Source organism: Paractinoplanes durhamensis (genome assembly GCF_016862175.1).
Classification (GTDB): domain Bacteria; phylum Actinomycetota; class Actinomycetes; order Mycobacteriales; family Micromonosporaceae; genus Actinoplanes; species Actinoplanes durhamensis.
On record NZ_BOML01000070.1, the window covers coordinates 1 to 19,142 of the forward strand.

The window sequence follows — 19,142 nt, forward strand, 5'->3', positions numbered from 1 at the left end:
GGGCGGTGTCGGGGCCGTCGATCCGGCGTTGTGCGATGCGCAGGGCGGCCGCTCCGAGCAGGCACATCAGCACGCCCAGGGCGGTGAACCAGACGATCGGGTCGAGCGCCGGGGCGAGGGTGGCCAGGCGCAGCGGATAGAGCCGGCCGAACGCGTCGGACACGCCGCTCACCAGGAACGTCGCGGCGAAGGCGGCGAGCAGCGCGCGGCTGCCGCGGACCAACCCGGCGCCGCGGGCCAGGATCTTCGGGGCAGCGGACCACGCCGGGGTGAAATGCCGCTCGGGGAAGCGGATCGCGACGTACAGGCCGAGGAGCAGCATGGCCGCGCCGGCCAGCACCATCGCCGGGGCGCGGCCAATCAGCCAGGCCAGGCTGCCGATGGCCGTCAGGCCGGCTACGGTGCCGAGCAGCTGGGCCTGTTCGGCTCGGATCAGCACCTGCGGGACCCGGGCCGGGTCGCCGAGTTCGTCGCTGATCCAGGCCACGTCGGCGCCGCCGGCGAACGTCCACGACAGGCCCCACAGCATCTGGGTGGCCACCAAGGGGCCGAAATCGGTGACCAGGCCGGTCAGGACCATCGCGGCGCCCATCAGCAGGTGTGCGACGACCAGCGAGTATTTGCGGCTGAGCGTGTCGGCTACGACGCCGGCCGGGACCTCGAACAGCAGGGCGACGGCGGCCTGGGCGACGCCGATCAGCGCCAGCTGCGAGGCCGTCAGCCGGGCGTCGACCACCAGGTAGACGCTGGTCGCCAGCCACCAGCCGCGGTGCAGGACGGCCCGGCACCAGACCCATCGCACGTAGACGGTGTCCGGCGCCACCGGGGGTGGGGGCTAGAAGCCGAAGTCGGTGGTGTCGCGGAAGGCCGGGATCTTCAGGAGGGCGCGGGCGTAGCGCCACAGGTTCGGGTAGGTGTGCAGGTCGTCGTGGCGGACCAGGGTCACCCACAGCCGGATGTCGGCATCCGTCAGCACGCCGCCGACCAGGTAGTCGGCGTCGGCGAGCCGGGCGTCGAGCTCCGCCAGGCTCGTACATCGGGCAAGCTCTTCGATCTTCGCCCGCAGGGCCGCCGGGTAGGTGTCGACCGGGTCGATCGCCAGGTGGCGGAAGCGGGTGGCGAGGTCGATGCCGATCGCGGTGGCGTCGTTGCTGACCACCCGCACCCCGAACCGGTCCCACAGGGTCGGCACCGCGACGTGCCCGGTGTAGCCCTCCTCGGTCGCCTCGTACGCCTCGCGCAGCAGGGTGAAACCGTTGACCGGGTCGGGCCCGTGGCGCTCCCGGAACGCCCAGCCGCGGCCGTCGCGGCGATCGTCGACATACGACATCGTCACCAGGTGCTGGATGCCGGCCAGCTCGCGGATGATCGCCACCCGGTGCGAATCCGGGCAGAACCGGCCGCCGTAGACGTGATAGCGCGACGGCCGCACGGTGAACGGTGCGTCGTCGGTGATCCGGCCGGTGAAGGTCACCTCGGCCGGTGTGGTGTATTCGCCGTAGCGCGCCACGTCGACCGGGCCGGCCAGGCGGGTGCGTTCGGACAGATGAAGCGTCATGGGAGGTTCTCCTCACCGAGCTCGCGGGCCCCTTGCCTAAATCCTATTCTAGCTATAGGAAAAGAGGGTCTGCTACCCGGAGGTGAAGATGAAATTCCTGCTCATCACCCTGATCACCCACCACGACCCGGCGAAGTCGGCCCGTGCCCGGCTGCGCGAGGTGGTCGAGAACGCCGTGCTCGCCGAAGATCTGGGATTTGACGGGTACGGGGTGGGGGAGCGGCACGAGCGTCCGTTCATCTCGTCCTCGCCGCCGGTCGTGCTCAGCCACATCGCCGCCCGTACCTCCCGGATCAAGCTCTTCACGGCGGTGACCACGCTCAGCCTGCTCGACCCGGTGCGGGCGTTCGAGGACTACTCGACCCTGGACAACCTCTCCGACGGGCGGCTCGAACTGATCATCGGCAAGGGCAACGGTGCCGCCCAGGCGAAGCTGTTCCACGTCACCGCCGAGGACCAGTGGGACCGCAACCGGGAGAGCTACGAGCTGTTCCGCCGGCTCTGGCGCGAACCCAAGGTGACGTGGGCGGGGAAGTTCCGGCCGTCGCTCACCGACGCGGAGACCTGGCCGCGGCCGCTGCAGCAGCCGATCCGGGTCTGGCACGGCAGCGCCACCAGCCGGGAGAGCGTCGACCTGGCCGCCAGGTACGGCGATCCGCTCTTCTCGGCCAACGTGACCAACCCGATCGAGCCGTACGCCGAGTTGATCCGCTACTACCGGGAGCGCTGGGCGCACTACCGCCACGACCCGGCCGATGCGCTGGTCGGCGCGGGCAGTGCCGGGTTCTACGCGGCGCGTACGTCGCAGGAGGCGATCGAGACGTACCGGCCGATCTTCGATGCCCGGATCGCGCTGTTCCGCTCGGTCGGCGTCGAGCCGGTGTTCCCGACCCTGGAGGATGCGATCGAGCGAAGCTCGATCCTGGTCGGCAGCCCGCAGCAGATCATCGACAAGGTGGGCCGCTACCACGCCGAGTTCGGGCACGAGGTGATGCACCTGCACGCCGACGGCGACGGGCTGACCGACAAGCAGCACCGGGCGACGCTGGAGTTGTTCCAGTCGGAGGTCGCGCCGGTGCTGCGCCGGGACATCCCGAGCCGGCCGCTGGGGTAACAAAGCTCAGCGGCGCAGGGCCCGCCGCGCCAGGTAGTTGCCGGCGAACTGGCCGGCCTGGACGATGACGATGATGGTGGCGACGGTGATGTAGACGACCGGCCAGTTGTAGCGCTGGGAGCCGTAGGTGACCGCGAAGTCGCCGAGGCCGCCGCCACCGAACAACCCCGCCTGGGCGGACATGTCCACCACGCCGACGAAGATGAACGTGTAGCCGAGGATGACCGGGCCGAGCGCCTCGGGGACGACCACGGTCAGCAGGATGCTGATCGGCCGGGCGCCGGCCGCCCGGGCCGCCTCGATGACGCCCGGCTCGACCGCGAGCAGGTTCTGCTCGATGATCCGGCTGACCGCGAACGCGGCCGCCAGCGACAGCGCGAAGGTGACCGCGTTGGTGCCGATCGTCGTGCCGATCGCCACCAGCATCAGCGGCTGGATGGCGGTGAGAAAGATGACGAACGGGATCGGGCGTACGACGTTGACCAGGATGTTGACCGCGATGAAGACGGCCCGATCGGCCATCAGGCTGCCCGGCCGGGTGGCGTAGAGGACCAGGCCGAGGGCGAGGCCGAGCAGCCCGCCGACGACGACCGAGATGGCGACGATGTAGAAGGTCTGCCCGATCGCCTCGCGGAAGACCGGCAGGTTGCTGAGGAACTCGTCCACGTCAGCCCTTCTCCTCGGTCACGTCGACGCCGTCGGTGCGCAGCGCGGCCAGCGCCGCGTCGATCTCGCCGGCGTCGCCGGTCAGCTCGAAGGTGAGGCTGCCGACCGCCCGTTCCTGCAGCTCGCTGATGCCGCCGAAGATGATGTCGGCGGCGACGTGGTGCGCGAGGAACGTCGTGGCCAGCGCGGTCTGGAAGCCGGTGCGGTCGCGGACCGCCACGGTGACGATCCGGCCGCGGTGCGAGCGGCGCAGCCGTTGCAGGGTCTCGGCCGACGGCCGGTCGCGCAGCGCGCCCCGGACGAAGTCGGCGGCCGCGGTGGTCGTCGGGTTGGCGAACACGTCGTAGACCGTGCCGGTCTCGGCGATCCGGCCGCCGTCCATCACCGCGACCCGGTCGGCCACCGCGCGGATCACGTCGAGCTCGTGGGTGATCAGCACGATGGTCACGCCCAGCTCGCGGTTGACCCGGCCGAGCAGGGCCAGCACCTCGGCCGTGGTCCGCGGGTCGAGCGCGCTGGTGGCCTCGTCGGCGAGCAGCAGCGACGGTTCGGTGGCCAGCGCCCGGGCGATCCCGACCCGCTGCTTCTGACCGCCGGAGAGCCGTTCCGGGTGGTCGTGGGCGCGGTCGAGCAGGCCCACGAAGTCGAGCAGCCGGGCCACCCGCCGGTCGCGTTCGGCGCGGTCGACGCCGGCCACCTTGAGTGGGTACGCGACGTTGCCGGCCACCGTCCGGGACCGGAAGAGGTTGAACTGCTGGAAGATCATCCCGATGTCCCGGCGGACGGCCCGCCGGTCGCGTTCGGACAGTGCGGTGATCTCCTGGTCGCCGACGTGCACCTCGCCGATGGTCGGCGCTTCGAGGCCGTTGATCAGCCGGATCAGCGTGCTCTTGCCGGCGCCGGACTGGCCGATCACGCCGAACACCTCGCCCCGGGCGACGTCGATGCTGACGTCGTCCAGGGCGACGACCTCGTCACCGCGGCCGCGGCTGAAGGTCTTGGTGACGTGACTCAGGCGGACGTGCGACACCTACTTCCCCGCCGCGACGGCCTGGTCCTGCACCGTCTTCAGCAGGCTCTGCAGCTCGGCCGGGGGAACGGTGCGGAAGACCGCGGTGCCGCCGTTGGACTCCTGGACGCCGGCCTGCACGGTCGGGTCCTGGTAGAGCTCGGCCAGCTTCAGGTAGGTCGCGTTGTCCTTGTCGGCGGCCCGGGCGACGAAGATGTTGACGTACGGCGCGGCGCTGGAGCTGGCCGGGTCGTCCTGGAACACCGCGGCGGTCTTGGGCAGCCCGGCGCTGGTGGCGTAGTTGTTGTTGACGATCGCCGCCGCCACCGAGCCGCTCTTGAGCGCGCCCGCGGTCTGCGACGCGTCGAGCGTCACCACGTCGACCTTCTTGGTGTCGATGTCGGTGGTGCTGGAGAAGGCGCTGCCGCCGTTCTTCAGCGTGACCAGCCCGGCCGACTGCAGCACCAGCAGGCCGCGGGCCTGGTTGATGGCGTCGTTCGGGATCGCGACCTTGGCGTTCGCGGGCAGCTCGGTCGCCGACTTGTAGTTCAGCGAGTAGAGCGGCAGCGGGTAGACGGCAGTGGCGCCGATCGGCTGCAGGTCATCCTTCGCGGTGACGTTGTAGTTCGCGAGGTACTGGATGTGCTGGAACTCGTTGAGGTCGAGCTGCTTCTGCTTCAGCGCCGGGTTCGGCTGGCTGTAGTCGTTGAAGTTGACGAACGAAACCGTCACGTCCAGCTTCTGCTTGGCCAGGTCGGCGTAGGTCTTCCAGTACGGCTGCGAGGCGTCGGTGACGCCGATGCTGACGGTCTTCGGGTCGTCGGATCCGCGGGTGGCGGCGAACGTGATGACGCCCGCCGCTACGACGACGACCGCGGCGGCCGCCACGATCCAGGGCTTACGGCTGCGCTGCCGGGCGGGAAGCTGGGGATCGGACGGGGTGGACTCAGACATGACGGTGCTCCGGGGTCGCCGGTGGATGCGGACGACGCCGAGATTAACCTACAAATCCCATAGGATAAATGTGTCAGCTGACACTATCGTTCATCGATGTTACGAACGCTTGTAGTTCTCGTTCTGCCGCAGCGCCTCCGCGAGCTGGTCCTCGAGGATGATGATCCGGCAGGCGGCCTCCAGGGCGGTGCCACTCTCGACCATCTCGCGGGCCCGCGCGGCCAGCCGCAGCTGGTAGCGGGAGTAGCGCCGATGCCCGCCGCCGGAGCGGAACGGGGTGATCAGCTTTTCCTCGTCGAGCCGGCGCAGGAAGTCCGGCGAGGCGCCGGTGATCTCCGCAGCACGGCCCATCGTGTAAGCCGGGTAGTCCTCGTCGCCGAACATGTCGTCGGAAGGGGCCATATACGCATCTCTCCATGAACGAGGGCCCCGGCGCAGGAAGCGCCGGGGCCCAGGGTTGTGGGTTAGAAACACCATCTACTTGAGGTATCCGCACCGACCGCCATCAGCGGCAGGCGCGAGGATCGCATAAGCGTGACCGGAGACCACCTTTCGTTCGATGGAAACTGCGGTGTCCGCTCCAGGGCTGAAGAACGACCTGGTTGCGGGCGATCCAACGGTGTTAAGCCCTCCCTTTCCTCTACTGCCAACAATTTCTGTGGTGCTGCCCGCCGGTGATGAAGCCCCACGCAACTTCATGGCCTCATCACGTCCGGCGATTGTCATGCCGAGCGAGCCGCGGAACTGGCTCCGGGGCCCTGCTTGACGCTCGGTCATCTTCGTCAGCGTGATCCACTGATCTCGTTTCTCAACACCAGGAACGTTAACCGACCCCGGCGAGAATATCTAGGACTTTGGACCCAGATTTTCTCGGCGTGTCGACCCTGGTCTAGACGGAGGGGGCGTAGCCGCCGGTGGTGATCTCCTCAAGAAGGGACGGGCGGGACGGCTTCCAGCTCAGCTCGCGGCGGGCCTTCTCGCCGCTCGCCTGCTGGTCGAGAAGCAGGGCCGCGCCGAAGCCGCCAAGCCGGGCGACCGTTTTCGCGGGGTCCTCCGGCGAAGGCTCGGCGCCGAGCGCCGCCGAAGCCAGCTCGCGGACCGTCGGGTTGTCACCGCTCACCCCTAGATAGTGCTGGCCGGCCACGCCGCGTTCGAGGACCGCCACGTACAGCGCGGCCAGGTCGTCGACGTGGATCGTGGTCCAGCGCTGGGTGCCCGGGCCGATCAGGTGCCGGGGGTCGCTCACCACCAGGTTGGGGATGCCGCCGCGGTGGCCGTAGACGATGCCGGGCTCGACCCGCAGCGAGCGGATGCCGGGAGCGGCGAGCGCGCGGGCGTCGAGCTCGGTCCGCCAGGCGACCAGGGCGGGCGGGTCGAGCGGAGACTCCTCGGTGATGTCGTCGCCCGATCCGTAGACCCAGACGCCGCCGGTGCGCAGGAACGTGCCGCCGGGGACGAGGCCCTCGAGGACGGCGTCGACGAACTCGTGGTCGGCCGCGGCGCTGGTCTCGTCACCGGGCGAGGCGGTCGCGATCACCGCGTCGGCGGCCGCGGCGAGCCGGCGGATCTCGTCGCGGTCGCGCATGTCCGCCACCACGGGCGTGACTGCTTCACCGCGTACCGAATCAGCTTTTTCGGGGTTTCGGACCAGGGCCGTGACCTGATGTCCGGCCGAAACCAGCGCGGGGTGCAGGGCCGAACCGATGTAGCCGGTCGCGCCGGTCAGGAAGATCTTCATGCCACCAGCTTGGCGCGGCGGGGCGTTCGCCGGAAACGAATAGTTCCGATTTCCCTCATCGCCCTCGGCGATTACGCTCGTCGCGTGGAACAACGCCAGCTGCAGTTCTTCGTGGCCGTCGCCGAGGAGCTCAACTTCACCCGGGCGGCCCGGCGCACGCACGCGGTGCAGTCGACCGTGTCGGCGAGCATCCGGGCCCTCGAAAAGGCGCTCGGCGCGCCGCTGTTCGACCGCAGCACCACCCGGGTCGAGCTCACCGAGGCCGGCCATGCGCTGCTGCCCGAGGCGCGCCGCGCGCTGGACTCGCTCGACCAGGCCCGCGCCGCGGTCGACGGCCTGCGCGACGGGCTGACCGGGAGCCTGCGGATCGGCACGCTGTCCGCGCTCACCGCGGTCGACGTGCGGTCGATGGTGCGCGTGTTCCGGCAGCGGCACCCCGGCGTGCACCTGGGCCTGCGGACCGACGCGCGCGGCACCGACGGGCTGCTCGACGGGTTGCGCTCGCACCGCCTGGACGTGGCGTTCGTCGGCGTCTCCTCGACCGACATCCCCGACCTGCACCTCGAACCGATCGCCACGTTCGGGCCGCGGCTGCTCGTGCCGGAGGGGCATCGGCTCGCCGGGGCCGGGCCGGTCGCCCTCGCCGAGATCGCCGCCGAGCAGTTCGTCGACCTGCCGCCCGGCTTCTGCAACCGGGTCCGCACCGACGACGCCTTCCGCCGGGCCGGGCTCGGTCGTGACGTCGCGGTCGAGGTGATCGAGCTGACGTCGATCCCGGAGTACGTGGCGTCCGGGATCGGGGTGGCGCTGGTCCCGCCGCTGGCGTCGGAGGACGGCGCCGGGGTGGTGCCGGTCGCGCTCGACCCGCCCGCCGAGCCGTGGACCCTGGCCCTGGCCAGGCTGAACGCCGGCGAGCCGACCCGGGCGACGCGGGCGTTCCTCGACCTGCTCGACGAGCACGTGGTCCGCCGCGACCGGTACTGACCCGGGAATACTTGCCGATACAAGTAAGTTTGCCGGACTGTGCGGACGTCAGTGGTGGTCATCGGCGGTGGTCAGGCGGGTCTCTCGGCCGGTTACCACCTGAAGCGGCGCGGGTTCGACGGCGACTTCGTCATCCTCGACGCCGCGCCGGCGCCGGGCGGTGCCTGGCGGGAGCGCTGGGAGTCGCTCCGGATGGCGACCGTCAACGGGATCTTCGACCTGCCCGGTTTCGCCAAGCCGCCGCTCGACCCGGACGAGCCCAGCCGCACCGCCGTGCCCCGCTATTTCGCGGCCTTCGAGGACCAAGCCGGCCTGCCCATCAAACGTCCGGTTCAAGTTATTGCGGTACGCCCGGGGCCGGACCGGGAACTTCTCGTCGAGACCGATCAGGGGACCTGGGCAGCCCGGGCAGTCATCAACGCGACCGGCACCTGGACCAATCCGGTGCGCCCGTACTACCCGGGGCAGGAGACGTTCGCCGGGCTCCAGCTGCACACCCGCGACTACGTGTCCGCCGAGCGGTTCGCCGGCCTGCGGGTCGCGGTGGTCGGCGGCGGGATCTCCGCCCTCCAGCAGCTGGAGGAGATCTCCCGGGTCGCCACCACGCTCTGGTACACCCGCCGCGAGCCGATCTTCCGGGACGGCGCCTTCGAACCGGAGGGCGCGGGCCGCGAGATCATCGCGAAGGTGGTGGCCGACGTCGAGGCGGGCCGCCCGACCGGCAGTGTCGTCTCCTACACCGAGCTGGCCTGGACGCCCTACGCCCTGGCCGCGCGAAGCCGGGGTGCACTCGACCGCCGGCCGATGTTCACCGCGATCGAGCCCTACGGAGTACGAGAGGCCGACGGTTCGTTCACGTCGGTCGACGCGATCCTGTGGGCCACCGGCTTCAAGGCCGCCCTCGCCCACCTCGACCCGCTGGGCCTGCGCAACGAGCTCGGCGGCATCCGGATGACCGGCACCCAGGTCGCCGCCGACCCGCGCATCCACCTGATCGGCTTCGGCCCGTCGCAGTCCACCGTCGGCGCCAACCGGGCCGGCCGGGAGGCGGTCGCCGCATTGGTCAAATACCTGCGGGTGCCCGTACAAAGGTGACGTGTGGGATGACCTGGAGCACAACTACGGCCCGGCGACCGACGTGCCCGGGTGGTTGGCCGACTGCGCGAGCGACGATGCCGAAACGGCGAGGGCCGCGCTGGGCGAGCTGGACGCGGCCGTCTACCACCAGGGCGGCTGGATCTGCTCGGCCGCGCCGGCCACCCTGCCGTTCCTCGCCGACCTCGCCGCCGGCCGGGCCGTCCACCACCGGCCGCAGATCGTCGAGCTGATCCGCGATCTCGTCCACGAGGCCGGCACGGTGGAGCCGAAATGGGTCGACAAGGCCTGGCCGGCCGCCCTGGAGCAGGCGTTCCCGCGGCTGATCACCCTGATCGACGACCCCGACCCGGAGGTGCGGCGCGAGGCGACCCGACTGCTGAGCCGGGCCGGCCTGCCGCAGCCGGCCGTCACCGCGGCGATCCGGCGGCGCTGGCAGGTCGAGCAGGACCGGATCACCCGCTGGGATCTCATCGCCGCGCTCGGGGTGCTGCTCGAACGGCACCGCGACGCCGCCGACATCCGGGCGCTGCTGCACGACCTGCTCGACGACCCCGACGTGCAGACCGGCCTCGCCGCCACGCACGCGCTCGCCCGCACCGAACCGGACCTGCCGCCGGCGCGGGTGCCGCAGCTGCTGGCCGCGATCCGCGACCCCGGCCTCGCCGCGTGGACCGGCTCGGCCTGGTTCAGCAAGTCGATCACCCCGCGCACCGGCCGGCTGCTGCATCATGATCCGGTCGCCTCGGCCCGCTTCGCGGTGGCCGTGGGCGGTGATTCCGGCCTGCGGCAGGCGGCCGCCCTGCTCGCCGAGTGGCGGGCCGTCGCGCCGTCCGTGCACGACTTCCTCCTCGGCCGGCTCGCCGACGACGACGCCGGGATCCGCTTCCAGGCGGCCGGCCTGCTGGCCTGCGTCCCGTACCCGGCCGCGGCCGACGCCCTCGCCGCCCTGGCCGGCAACCACACGGCCGACGGTGACGCCGCGGTGTGGGGGCTGGCCCGCCTCGGCGACCCTCGCTGCCTCACCCCGATCCGGGAACGGCTGGCCGGCCCGCGGCTCGGCTTCGGCCCGAACCCCGGCTTCTGCACCACGCGACCGGGCGAATGGCACGGTTTCGAGATGCCGTCCGTCGATGAGGCCCTGATCCCGCTCGCCGCGCACGCGGCCACCCTGGTGCCGGCCGTGCGGGTCGGCTCCTCGCACGCCCTCTGCCGGCTGCTCGGCGCCTGGGGTGCGGCGTCCGCGCCGGCGGCGCCGCAGCTGGTGGCGCTGCTGGGCCGGCCGAACCTCGAGGCGACCGCGGCGACCGCGCTCGGCGACATCGGCCCGGCCGCCGCCGACGCTGCCGCCGCTGACCTGCGACGACATGCGGCGCTGCCGGCCGCGGCGTGGGCGTATTGGCGGGTCACCGGCGACCCGGAGCTCGCGCTGGCCGCGCTGACCCCCGCCACGAACCAGCAGGAGCTGCGCAAACTCGGTGCTCTCGGCCCGCTCGCCGCCGCCGAGGCCGACCGGCTGCGCCAACTGACCAAGGACAGGTCCGATTGGGTACGGACGGAAGCCGCCTACGCCCACTACCGCGTCACCGCCGACCCGTCCGTCGCCGTCGCCACGCTCACCGAGGTGGCCCGGCCGCTGGCCGAGGGCGTCTGTGCACCGGTGATGACCGCCGCGCTGGGCTACCTGGCCGCGATCGGCCCCGCCGCCGAGCCCGCCCACCCGATCGCCCGCGCCGTGCTGGACAGCCCGAAACGCCTGGCCTACTTCGGCGGCTGGCACGTCTTCGAGGAGGACGAACGCCTCCAAGCGGCGGCTATCACCCTGCTATCGCCTATCCCCCCTGGGCCTATCGGGATAGCCTGACGGTAATGGCCATCGAGTTCGCTCCGTCGCAGCGTTCGCGGCTGGGGATCGAATGGGAAGTGGCGTGCGTCGACCGGCGCAGCGGCGAGCTGAGCCCCGCCGCCCCCGAGCTGCTCTCGAAGGTCGGCGCCGCGGACGGGTTCCCGCACGTGACGAACGAGCTGCTCACCAACACCGTCGAGCTGGTCAGCGCGCCGCACCACCGGGTCCGGCACGCCGTCGACGACCTCACCCGCCTGGTCGAGCGGGTCGGCGAGCTGGCCGAGCCGATGGGCGTCGACCTGATGTCGTCCGGCACCCACCCGTTCAGCCAGTGGTTCCAGCAGCAGGTCACGCCGGACAAGCCGCGCTACGAGACGCTCATCGACCGGACCCGCTGGTGGGGCCGGCAGATGATGATCTGGGGCGTCCACGTGCACGTCGCGGTCGAGGACCGCCGCAAGGTGCTGCCGATCATCGACGGCCTGCTCACCTACCTGCCGCACTTCCAGGCGCTGAGCGCGTCGAGCCCGTTCTGGGCGGGGGAGAACACCGGCTACGCGTCGAACCGGGCGCTGATGTTCCAGCAGCTGCCGACGGCCGGCCTGCCGCCGCATTTCACCGAGTGGGCACAGTACGAGTCGATGGTCGCCGACCTGCAGCACACCGGCGTCATCGAGGAACTGAACGAGCTGCGCTGGGACATCCGCCCGGCCCCGAAGTGGGGCACGATCGAGGTCCGCACGTTCGACGGCATCCCCACCACCCGCGAGATCGGCGCGATCGCCGCCCTGACCCAGTGCCTGGTCGAGCACTTCTCCCGCCTGCTCGACGCGGGCCAGGACGTGCCGGTGCTGCAGCCGTGGTTCGTCCGCGAGAACAAGTGGCGCACCGCCCGCTACGGCATGGACGCCATCATCATCCGGAACGCGGCGGGCGACGAACGTCTGGTCACCGAGGACCTGGACGCGCTGCTGCCGACGTTGGAGCCGATCGCCGAGGCACTCGGCTGCGCCGCGGAGCTGACCGACCTGCACGACATCGCCGACCGCGGCGCCAGCTACCAGCGCCAGCTGCGAGTAGCCGCCGCCAACAACGGAAGCCTGAAGGCGGTCGTCGCCGCCCTGGTCCGCGAGCTGCGCGAGGGCCGCCCCACCTGAGCCGTCAGGCCCGGCGGAACAGGTCGGCCTCGAAGCGGTAGGCGTCGCCCCGGTACTTGTTGTGGCCGATCAGCACCGGGGTGCCGTCGGCGGTGTAGGCGATCTCGTCGCCGACCAGGACCGGGGCGCCGGCCGTGATGCCCAGCAGGCGGGCCAGCTCGGCGTCGGCGCTCTCCGCCATCAGCGTGTAGGCGCTGCGGTGGACCTCGATGCCGCAGCGCTGCAACTCGTCGTAGAGCGAGACGTCGGTCAGGTCGGCGGTGGCCAGGTCGGCGGCCCGGTTTTCCGGGAAGACCACCACGTCGAAGCAGACCGGGGTGCCGTCCATGCCGCGCAGGCGGTCGATCTCGATCACCGGGGCGGCCGGGGCGATGCGCAGCTTGGTGGCCTCGTCCATGCTCGCCGGGCGGACCTCCTGGCGCATCACCCGGGCGGTCGGGCGCAGGCCGCGGGCCCGGGCCATCTCGGTGAACGACTGCAGCGTGCTGGGCGGCTCGCCGATCACCTGGGTGGGGACGAACCAGCCGCGCTGGGCCGAACGCTGCAGCGTGCCCTCCTGTTCGAGGCGGCTCAGCGCCAGCCGCAGGGTGGCCCGGCTGACCCCCAGCTGGGTGGCCAGGTCGCGCTCGCCGGGCAGCCGCGAGCCGGGGGCGTAGCGGCCGACGGTGAGGTCGCGGGTCAGCGCCTCATAGGCGTGCGTCGAAGCGGTCCCTGTCGTCACGCCGAGCAGAGTACCAGTTATCTCGTTGGTGGGACCAGTTGCCGTTCCTGGTTCAGCACTGGACTAACTGGTATAGGAACGATTAGTGTCCGGAGTCACGGACCCCCGGACGTGGTCCGAGCGACACAACGGAGTGAAGATGAGCGTTCCTAAAGCAATCGCGGGAGTTGCCGCCGGCCTTGCGCTGAGCCTGGGCCTGGCCGCCTGCTCGCCGGGCGGCGGCACGACCGGCAAGAGCGACGCCGCCCCCTCGACCGTCTCGACCGACATCGCCGGCGCCGGCACCGTGACCCTCAAGCTCACCGACTTCTGGGGTGCGGCCGAGGGCGAGTGGATCAAGAACGTGATCACCGGCTTCCAGACCAAATACCCCAACGTCACGATCCAGCGCACCACCGAGGACTGGGGTCAGCTCAACTCCACCCTCAACCTTCAGCTGCAGGACGCCGGCGGGCCGGACATCGCCACCGCGAACAACGGCTGGCAGTCGCTCGGCACCCTCGCCAAGGGCAACCTGGTGCGCAACCTCGACGCGTACGCCAAGGCCTACAACTGGGACACCGAGGTCCCGACGACGATCGCCCGGCAGAACAAGTTCAGCACGGACTTCAAGACGATGGGCTCGGGTTCGTGGTTCTCCACCCCGATGGCCCGTACGTCGCTGATCGGCCTTTATTACAACGCCGACAAGCTCAAGACCCTCGGGATCGACCCGCCGCAGAGCCTCGCCGAGCTCGAGGCCGCCGCGGTGAAGGCCAAGGCCGCCGGTGAGGTGCCGTTCGAGTACGGCAGCCTGGACAGCTCGACCACCGTGCTCCTCGGGGTGCAGGCCCTGCTGGCCGACAAGAAGAAGCTCAACGACTACATCTACGACGACCCGTCGGTGAAGGCGGCCGACGTCGGGATGACCGAGGCGATCACCCTGGTCAAGAAGTGGGCCGACGCGGGGTGGTTCCCGAAGAGCTTCGAGGGCATCGACTACCAGACCGCGGTCGCCAACTACGTCGGCGGCAAGGGCGTGTTCCGCTGGGAGTACACCGGCTCGCTCGGCCTCAGCGCCGCGCAGCAGGGGCACTTCGGCTACGTGCAGCTGCCGCAGCAGAGCGGGAGCACCACGGTCGGCGTGGGGGCCGCGCCGGGCGCCATGGTGATCTCGTCGAAGAGCGCGCACCCGGACGTCGCCGCCGCGTTCCTCGACTACATGATGTCGCCGGAGGCCGGCCAGGCCGCCGTGGACAAGGGACTCGTCCCGGCCATGTCGCCGGACGTCAAGGTGCCGGCCACCTCGCTCAGCCTGACCGGCGAGTCGGCGGCCGCCGCGAAGCTCGACTCGGACGACGGCTACGTGCCCTACTTCGACTGGTCCAGCCCGACCATGCTGGACACCATCGGCCAGAACCTGCAGCTGGTCTTCGCCGGCAAGCTGACCGCCGACAAGTTCACCGCCGCCGTCGACAAGGACCGCGACGCCTTCCTGGCTCAGCAGGGCTGACCGTGCCCGCCCCCGCCCAGATCCGACCTGCCCAGGCCGCCGTCGTCCGGCGCCGCCCCCTGCGGCGCAGGACGCGGTGGGTCGGCCTCGCCTTCGCCGCCCTTCCGCTGGCCGTGTACGCCCTGGTCGTACTCGTCCCGCTGGGCCAGTCGGTGCAGTACTCCTTCTTCAAGTGGGACGGGGTCAGCGCGTCGACCTGGGTGGGGTTCGACAACTACGTCTCGTTCGTGACCGACCCGGTGCTGCGGTCGACCTTCGGTCACGTACTCGTCCTGATCGGCTTCTTCGCCCTGTTGCCCATCGTCCTCGGCCTGTTGTCGGCGGCGCTGCTCACCCGGGCGAAGCAGCCGGGCATGGCGGTCTACCGGTGGATCTTCTTCCTGCCGCAGGTGATGACGACCGTGGTCATCGCGCTGGTCTTCAAGCGGATCTACGCGCCGGACGGCCCGCTCAACCAGGCATTGCGCGCGGTCGGGCTGGACTCGTTCGCGAAGACCTGGCTCGGCGACTTCACCTGGGCGCTGCCGGCGCTGGGCCTGATCGGCACGTGGGTGACCTTCGGGTTCTGCATGGTGCTGTTCATCTCCGGTACGTCGGCGATCGCCCCCGAGCTGTACGAGGCGGCCCGGATGGACGGCGCCGGCCCGGTCCGCGAGTTCTTCGCGGTGACGCTTCCCGGGCTGCGCGGGCAGCTGGCGATCGCGCTGACCCTCACGATCACCGCGTCGCTGCGCACGTTCGACCTGGTCTGGATCACCACCCACGGCGGTCCGGGCACGTCGACGCTCACCCCGGCGGTGGCGCTCTACAAGGCCGCGTTCCAGAACCCGCAGATCGGGCTGGCGGCCGCGATCGGCGTGGTGATGGCCCTGCTGTGCCTGGTCATCGCGGTCGTCATCACCCGCGTCTCGGAGAGGGACTGACCATGATCTCGAAGATGGAACGCGCCGTGAACTACGTCGTCCTGACGCTCATGGCGCTGATCGTGCTCTTCCCGATCGGCACCTTCGTGACCTCGGCGCTCAGCCCGGACCGCTCCGGCAAGCCGGTCGGGATCGCCGACTTCCAGTGGGACAACTTCGCCACCGCCTGGCGCGACGCCGGGTTCTCCCGGGCGATGGCGGTCTCGATGATCATCGCGGTGTGCGTGGTCGCCGGGCAGGTGCTGCTCGCGCTGCTCGGCGGGTACGCGTTCGGCGTCCTCGGCGTGGTCGGGGACAGAGTGCTGTTCCCGATCGTGCTGCTCGGCATGATGATCTCCCTCGAGGCGATCATCGTCCCGCTCTACTACCAGTTCCGGACGCTCGGGCTGACCAACACCCTGCCCGGCATCATCCTGATCCACCTGGGCATGGGCGTGCCGTTCGGCGTCTTCTGGATGCGGGCCGCGTTCCGGGCGCTGCCGCGCTCGGCGTTCGAGTCGGCCGAGATGGACGGCGCCGGCCCGCTGCGCATGCTGCGGTCGATGGCCGCCCCGATGGCCCGGCCGGCGATCTACACGCTGATCCTGCTCAGCTTCATGTGGACCTGGAACGACTACTTCCTGTCCCTGGTGTTCCTGCACGGCGAGAACCAGACGGCGACCGTCGCGCTCGGCGTCTTCCAGGGCAAATACGTAACCCAGATCAATCTGATGGCCGCCGGTGGGCTGATCGTCGCGGCGCCCGTACTCGTGCTGTACGTGGCGTTCCAGCGCAAGTTCATCTCGGGCATGCTCGCCGGCGCGATCAAGGAGTAAGCAAGTGTCACTTCAACCCCTTGTGCTGCCCGACGCCGACGCGGTCGGTGCCGAGGTGGCCGCGACGATCCTCGATCGCCTGGCCGCCGCGCCCGGCCGGCCGTTCCTGCTCGGTTGCCCGAGCGGCCGCACCCCGATGCCGGTCTACCGGGCCCTGGCCGGGCACGCCGCCCGCGGTGTGGACCTGTCCCGGCTGGTGATCGTGATGATGGACGACTACGTCGAGCCGGACGGCTCGCGCCGGGTCGCGCCGGAGCTGTCCTACTCGTGCCTGGGTTTCGCGCAGCGCCAGATCGTCGCGCCGATCGGGCAGGACATGGAGATCTGGGCGCCGGACCCGGCCGAGCCGGACCGCTACGACGACGCGATCGCCGCGGCCGGCGGGATCGACCTGTTCCTGCTGGCCACCGGCGCCCGCGACGGGCACATCGCGTTCAACCAGCCCGGCACGCCGCGGGACGCCCGGACCCACGTGACGACGCTGGGCGAGGCGACCCGGCGGGACAACATGGGGACGTTCCCCGAGTTCACGAGCCTGGACATGGTGCCCACCCAGGGGGTGACCGTCGGCATCGACACGATCGCCGGCTCATCCCGCGAGGTGATCATGATCGTGTCCGGTTCGCACAAGCATGCGGCTTATCAACGCATAAAAGCTGCTAAAGCCTACGAACCGGACTGGCCCGCCACCATCGTCGTCGAATGCAAGAACCCCACGCTCATCGCCGACCGCGCAGCTTTCGAAGGGATTTAACGAGAAATGGCAGCCATCAAGCTCGTCTACATCGGCGGCGGGTCCTCTCGCGGGGCCGGCACCATGGCGTCGATCCTGGCCCACGGCAAGGAATTCGACGGCTCCGAGATCGTCATCCAGGACGTGAACCCGGACCGGCTGCACGCCGTCGAGACGATCGCCCGCAAGATCGCGGCGGCCGAGGGCCTGGACATCAGGATCTCCTCGACCACCGACCGGCGGGCCGCGCTGACCGACGCCGACGCCGTCCTCGCCAGCTTCCGCCCCGGCGACTTCGCGGCCCGCGCCCTCGACGAGCGCATCCCGCTCAAGCACGGCGTGATCGGCCAGGAGACCCAGGGCCCGGGCGGGTTCTTCATGTCGCTGCGCTCGATCCACATCTACGAGGACATCATCCGCGACCTCGACGCGGTCGCGCCGAACGCGGTCATCTTCAACTACACGAACCCGGTCAACATCGTCTCGCAGGCGGTCACCCGCTTCACCGACCGCACGATCTGGTCGATGTGCGAGGGCCCGATCGTCTTCCCGAAGACCGTGCTGCACGCGGCCGGCCTCGACCCGGCCAAGGCGAACATCGTGATGGCCGGCGTCAACCACAACTGCTGGTCCTACGAGCACACCTACGAGGGCCGGGACCTGATGCCGCTGCTCGACGCGGCGTGGGAGGCGCGTAGGGACGACCCGACGCTCTCCGTGCACGCCAAGCGGATGCTGCGCCTGGCGGTCACCATGCGTTCGGTGCCGGCCGACTACTTCCAGTACTACTACTTCCGCGAGGAGGTCCTCCGCGAGCTGCAGGGCGCCCGCACCACCCGCGCCGAGGACCTGCTCGCCGCCCTGCCCGGCTACTGGCAGCACTACGAGGAGCAGACCCGGGTCGAGGTCCCTTCGCTTGATCCGGCTCGCTCCCGCGGCGGGATTCACGAGCTCGAACTGGCCATCGACGTGATGAGCGCCTACTACAACGACAAAGCCGCCCGCCTCCCGGTCAACCTGCCCAACTACAAAAAAGCGCTGCCCGGCTTCGACGACGACGTCGTGGTCGAGATGTGGTGCACGGTGGACGGGCAGGGCGTGCGGCCGCTGCCGCAGAAGCCGCTCCCGCACGCGGTCCGCGGTCTCGTGCAGCAGCTGGCCGAGTTCCAATATCTCGCCGCCGAGGCCGCCTGGAAGGGCAACCGGGCGGACGGCATCCGGGCGCTCGCGGCCAACCCGATGGTGCCGACGCTCGCCGTCGCCGAGGAGCTTTACGACGAGATGGCGAACGCCCACCGCGCCTACCTGCCGGAGCGTCTGCTCAAGTGACCCGCGCGTACCTGGCGGTCGACGCCGGAAACTCCAAGACGGTCGCCCTCGTCACCGACGCCGAGGGCACCGTCCTGGGCCGCGGCCGCGGCGGAAACGGCGACATGTACGGGGCGGACAGCGTCGCCGAGGCCCTGGAGTCCGTCTTCGGCGCCGTCGAGCTCGCCCTGCACCGGGCCGGCCTCACCGCCGGGGACCTCGCCTCGGCCGCGTTCCGGATCGCCGGCGTCGACTACCCCGAGGACGCGGTGTTCTGGGACGAGCAGCTACGGTCCCGCTTCCCGGAGCTGGGCCGGCTGAGCGTCAAGAACGACGCCTACGCCTCGCTGCGCCTGCTCGACGGCTCGGGCGTCGCCGTGTCGATCACCGTCGGCACCGGCCCGGCCGTCGCCGCCCGCGCGAAGGACGGCCGCGAGGAACACTCCGGCTTCTTCGTCTTCGACCACCTCGGCGGCGGCGGCCTCGGCAACGCCGCCCTGCGCGCGGTGGCGCTGGCCTGGATGGGAAGCGGCCCGGCCACCAGCCTCACCGACGCGATGTGCACCTTCTACGGCGTCGCCGACGGCTGGCACCTGCGCCACGAGTTCACCCGCCGGTTCGGCGCGCGCCCGGCGACCGACCTGTGGCGGGCGGCGCGACTCGTCCTCGCCGCGGCCGGCGACGGCGACCCGGTCGCCCGCGACATCGTCGGCACCCAGGCCGAAGCGTTCGTCCGGTACGCCGAGTGGTGCACCCGCCGGGCCGGCGTCGACCTCGCCTCCGGTGACCTGCCGGTGCTGCTCAACGGCTCGGTCGCCACCTCGGAACACCCGGCCATGCGCGACGCGCTCACCGCCGAGCTCGCCCGGGTCGCTCCCGCCGCCCGGGTGGTCGTCGCCGACGCGTCCCCGCTCAGCGGCGTCGTCCTCGACGCGCTCGCCGAGGGCGGCCTCGACATCGGCCCCGACCTGCTCACCCGGGTGCGCGGCGCGCACCCCGACGACTTCCTCACGACCTGAAGGACTCCGC

Annotated in this window: 19 protein-coding genes; 11 read left to right on the forward strand and 8 right to left on the reverse strand. The window is 70.8% G+C overall.

Annotated elements, in window-relative coordinates; all coding sequences use genetic code 11:
* The coding region (locus Adu01nite_RS40590; protein ID WP_203734682.1) for an MFS transporter at positions 1 to 823 on the reverse strand (823 nt) is incomplete at its 3' end.
* A 12-nt stretch (positions 824 to 835) separates the two neighbouring features.
* On the reverse strand, positions 836 to 1,558 hold the full coding sequence (locus Adu01nite_RS40595; RefSeq protein ID WP_203734683.1) for a glutathione S-transferase C-terminal domain-containing protein: 723 nt from the start codon (positions 1,556 to 1,558) through the stop codon (positions 836 to 838).
* An 88-nt stretch (positions 1,559 to 1,646) separates the two neighbouring features.
* Here Adu01nite_RS40595 and Adu01nite_RS40600 point away from each other — a divergent pair, with 88 nt between their 5' ends.
* Entirely contained in the window at positions 1,647 to 2,672 is a 1,026-nt protein-coding gene (locus Adu01nite_RS40600; protein WP_203734684.1) for an LLM class flavin-dependent oxidoreductase, read from the forward strand.
* Positions 2,673 to 2,678: 6 nt separating this feature from the next.
* On the opposite strand, the gene Adu01nite_RS40605 is transcribed toward Adu01nite_RS40600, so the two are convergent.
* The 5 genes from Adu01nite_RS40605 to Adu01nite_RS40625 form a co-directional block, all read right to left on the reverse strand.
* Positions 2,679 to 3,338 (reverse strand): methionine ABC transporter permease, encoded by a 660-nt coding sequence (locus Adu01nite_RS40605; RefSeq protein WP_203734685.1) that lies wholly within the window; start codon positions 3,336 to 3,338, stop codon positions 2,679 to 2,681.
* A 1-nt stretch (position 3,339) separates the two neighbouring features.
* Entirely contained in the window at positions 3,340 to 4,368 is a 1,029-nt protein-coding gene (locus Adu01nite_RS40610) for a methionine ABC transporter ATP-binding protein (RefSeq protein ID WP_239133092.1), read from the reverse strand.
* Entirely contained in the window at positions 4,369 to 5,301 is a 933-nt protein-coding gene (locus Adu01nite_RS40615; RefSeq protein ID WP_203734686.1) for a MetQ/NlpA family ABC transporter substrate-binding protein, read from the reverse strand. It abuts the gene before it with no gap.
* Positions 5,302 to 5,400: 99 nt separating this feature from the next.
* Entirely contained in the window at positions 5,401 to 5,703 is a 303-nt protein-coding gene (locus Adu01nite_RS40620; RefSeq protein ID WP_203734687.1) for a MerR family transcriptional regulator, read from the reverse strand.
* A gap of 487 nt (positions 5,704 to 6,190) precedes the next feature.
* The gene (locus tag Adu01nite_RS40625) at positions 6,191 to 7,039 is read right to left on the reverse strand and encodes an NAD-dependent epimerase/dehydratase family protein (protein ID WP_203734688.1); all 849 of its coding nucleotides are present in this window, start codon (positions 7,037 to 7,039) and stop codon (positions 6,191 to 6,193) included.
* A gap of 84 nt (positions 7,040 to 7,123) precedes the next feature.
* Between Adu01nite_RS40625 and Adu01nite_RS40630 the strand changes: the two genes are divergently transcribed.
* The 4 genes from Adu01nite_RS40630 to Adu01nite_RS40645 are packed head-to-tail and all read left to right on the forward strand — an operon-like array spanning position 7,124 to position 12,121.
* Positions 7,124 to 8,023 carry a LysR family transcriptional regulator gene (locus Adu01nite_RS40630; protein WP_203734689.1) on the forward strand — a complete coding sequence of 300 codons (900 nt, stop codon included), beginning with the start codon at positions 7,124 to 7,126 and terminating at the stop codon, positions 8,021 to 8,023.
* 39 nt (positions 8,024 to 8,062) lie between these two features.
* Positions 8,063 to 9,118 (forward strand): NAD(P)-binding domain-containing protein, encoded by a 1,056-nt coding sequence (locus tag Adu01nite_RS40635; protein WP_203734690.1) that lies wholly within the window; start codon positions 8,063 to 8,065, stop codon positions 9,116 to 9,118.
* A 1-nt stretch (position 9,119) separates the two neighbouring features.
* Positions 9,120 to 10,982, forward strand: a complete 1,863-nt coding sequence (locus tag Adu01nite_RS40640) for a HEAT repeat domain-containing protein (protein WP_203734691.1) — start codon at positions 9,120 to 9,122, stop codon at positions 10,980 to 10,982.
* 5 nt (positions 10,983 to 10,987) lie between these two features.
* Positions 10,988 to 12,121, forward strand: a complete 1,134-nt coding sequence (locus Adu01nite_RS40645; protein WP_203734692.1) for a glutamate--cysteine ligase — start codon at positions 10,988 to 10,990, stop codon at positions 12,119 to 12,121.
* 4 nt (positions 12,122 to 12,125) lie between these two features.
* Here Adu01nite_RS40645 and Adu01nite_RS40650 read toward each other — a convergent pair whose 3' ends face one another.
* A complete protein-coding gene (locus tag Adu01nite_RS40650) occupies positions 12,126 to 12,842 on the reverse strand; it encodes a GntR family transcriptional regulator (protein WP_203734693.1) in 717 nt (238 codons plus the stop codon).
* Between the two features lie 139 nt (positions 12,843 to 12,981).
* Between Adu01nite_RS40650 and Adu01nite_RS40655 the strand changes: the two genes are divergently transcribed.
* Genes Adu01nite_RS40655 through Adu01nite_RS40680 form a run of 6 tightly spaced genes read left to right on the forward strand, consistent with a single transcriptional unit; the run spans position 12,982 to position 19,132 of the window.
* Positions 12,982 to 14,334: an ABC transporter substrate-binding protein gene (locus Adu01nite_RS40655; RefSeq protein ID WP_203734694.1), complete on the forward strand. Its 1,353-nt coding sequence runs from the start codon at positions 12,982 to 12,984 to the stop codon at positions 14,332 to 14,334.
* Between the two features lie 2 nt (positions 14,335 to 14,336).
* A complete protein-coding gene (locus Adu01nite_RS40660) occupies positions 14,337 to 15,257 on the forward strand; it encodes a carbohydrate ABC transporter permease (RefSeq protein WP_239133093.1) in 921 nt (306 codons plus the stop codon).
* A gap of 14 nt (positions 15,258 to 15,271) precedes the next feature.
* Positions 15,272 to 16,072 carry a carbohydrate ABC transporter permease gene (locus tag Adu01nite_RS40665; RefSeq protein ID WP_203734695.1) on the forward strand — a complete coding sequence of 267 codons (801 nt, stop codon included), beginning with the start codon at positions 15,272 to 15,274 and terminating at the stop codon, positions 16,070 to 16,072.
* A gap of 4 nt (positions 16,073 to 16,076) precedes the next feature.
* The gene (locus Adu01nite_RS40670; protein WP_203734696.1) at positions 16,077 to 16,826 is read left to right on the forward strand and encodes a 6-phosphogluconolactonase; all 750 of its coding nucleotides are present in this window, start codon (positions 16,077 to 16,079) and stop codon (positions 16,824 to 16,826) included.
* Positions 16,827 to 16,832: 6 nt separating this feature from the next.
* Complete coding sequence (locus tag Adu01nite_RS40675) at positions 16,833 to 18,134, forward strand: family 4 glycosyl hydrolase (protein ID WP_203734697.1); 1,302 nt, start codon at positions 16,833 to 16,835, stop codon at positions 18,132 to 18,134.
* On the forward strand, positions 18,131 to 19,132 hold the full coding sequence (locus Adu01nite_RS40680; RefSeq protein ID WP_203734698.1) for a hypothetical protein: 1,002 nt from the start codon (positions 18,131 to 18,133) through the stop codon (positions 19,130 to 19,132). Before Adu01nite_RS40675 ends, Adu01nite_RS40680 begins: the two co-directional genes overlap by 4 nt.
* The last annotated feature ends 10 nt before the right edge of the window (positions 19,133 to 19,142 follow it).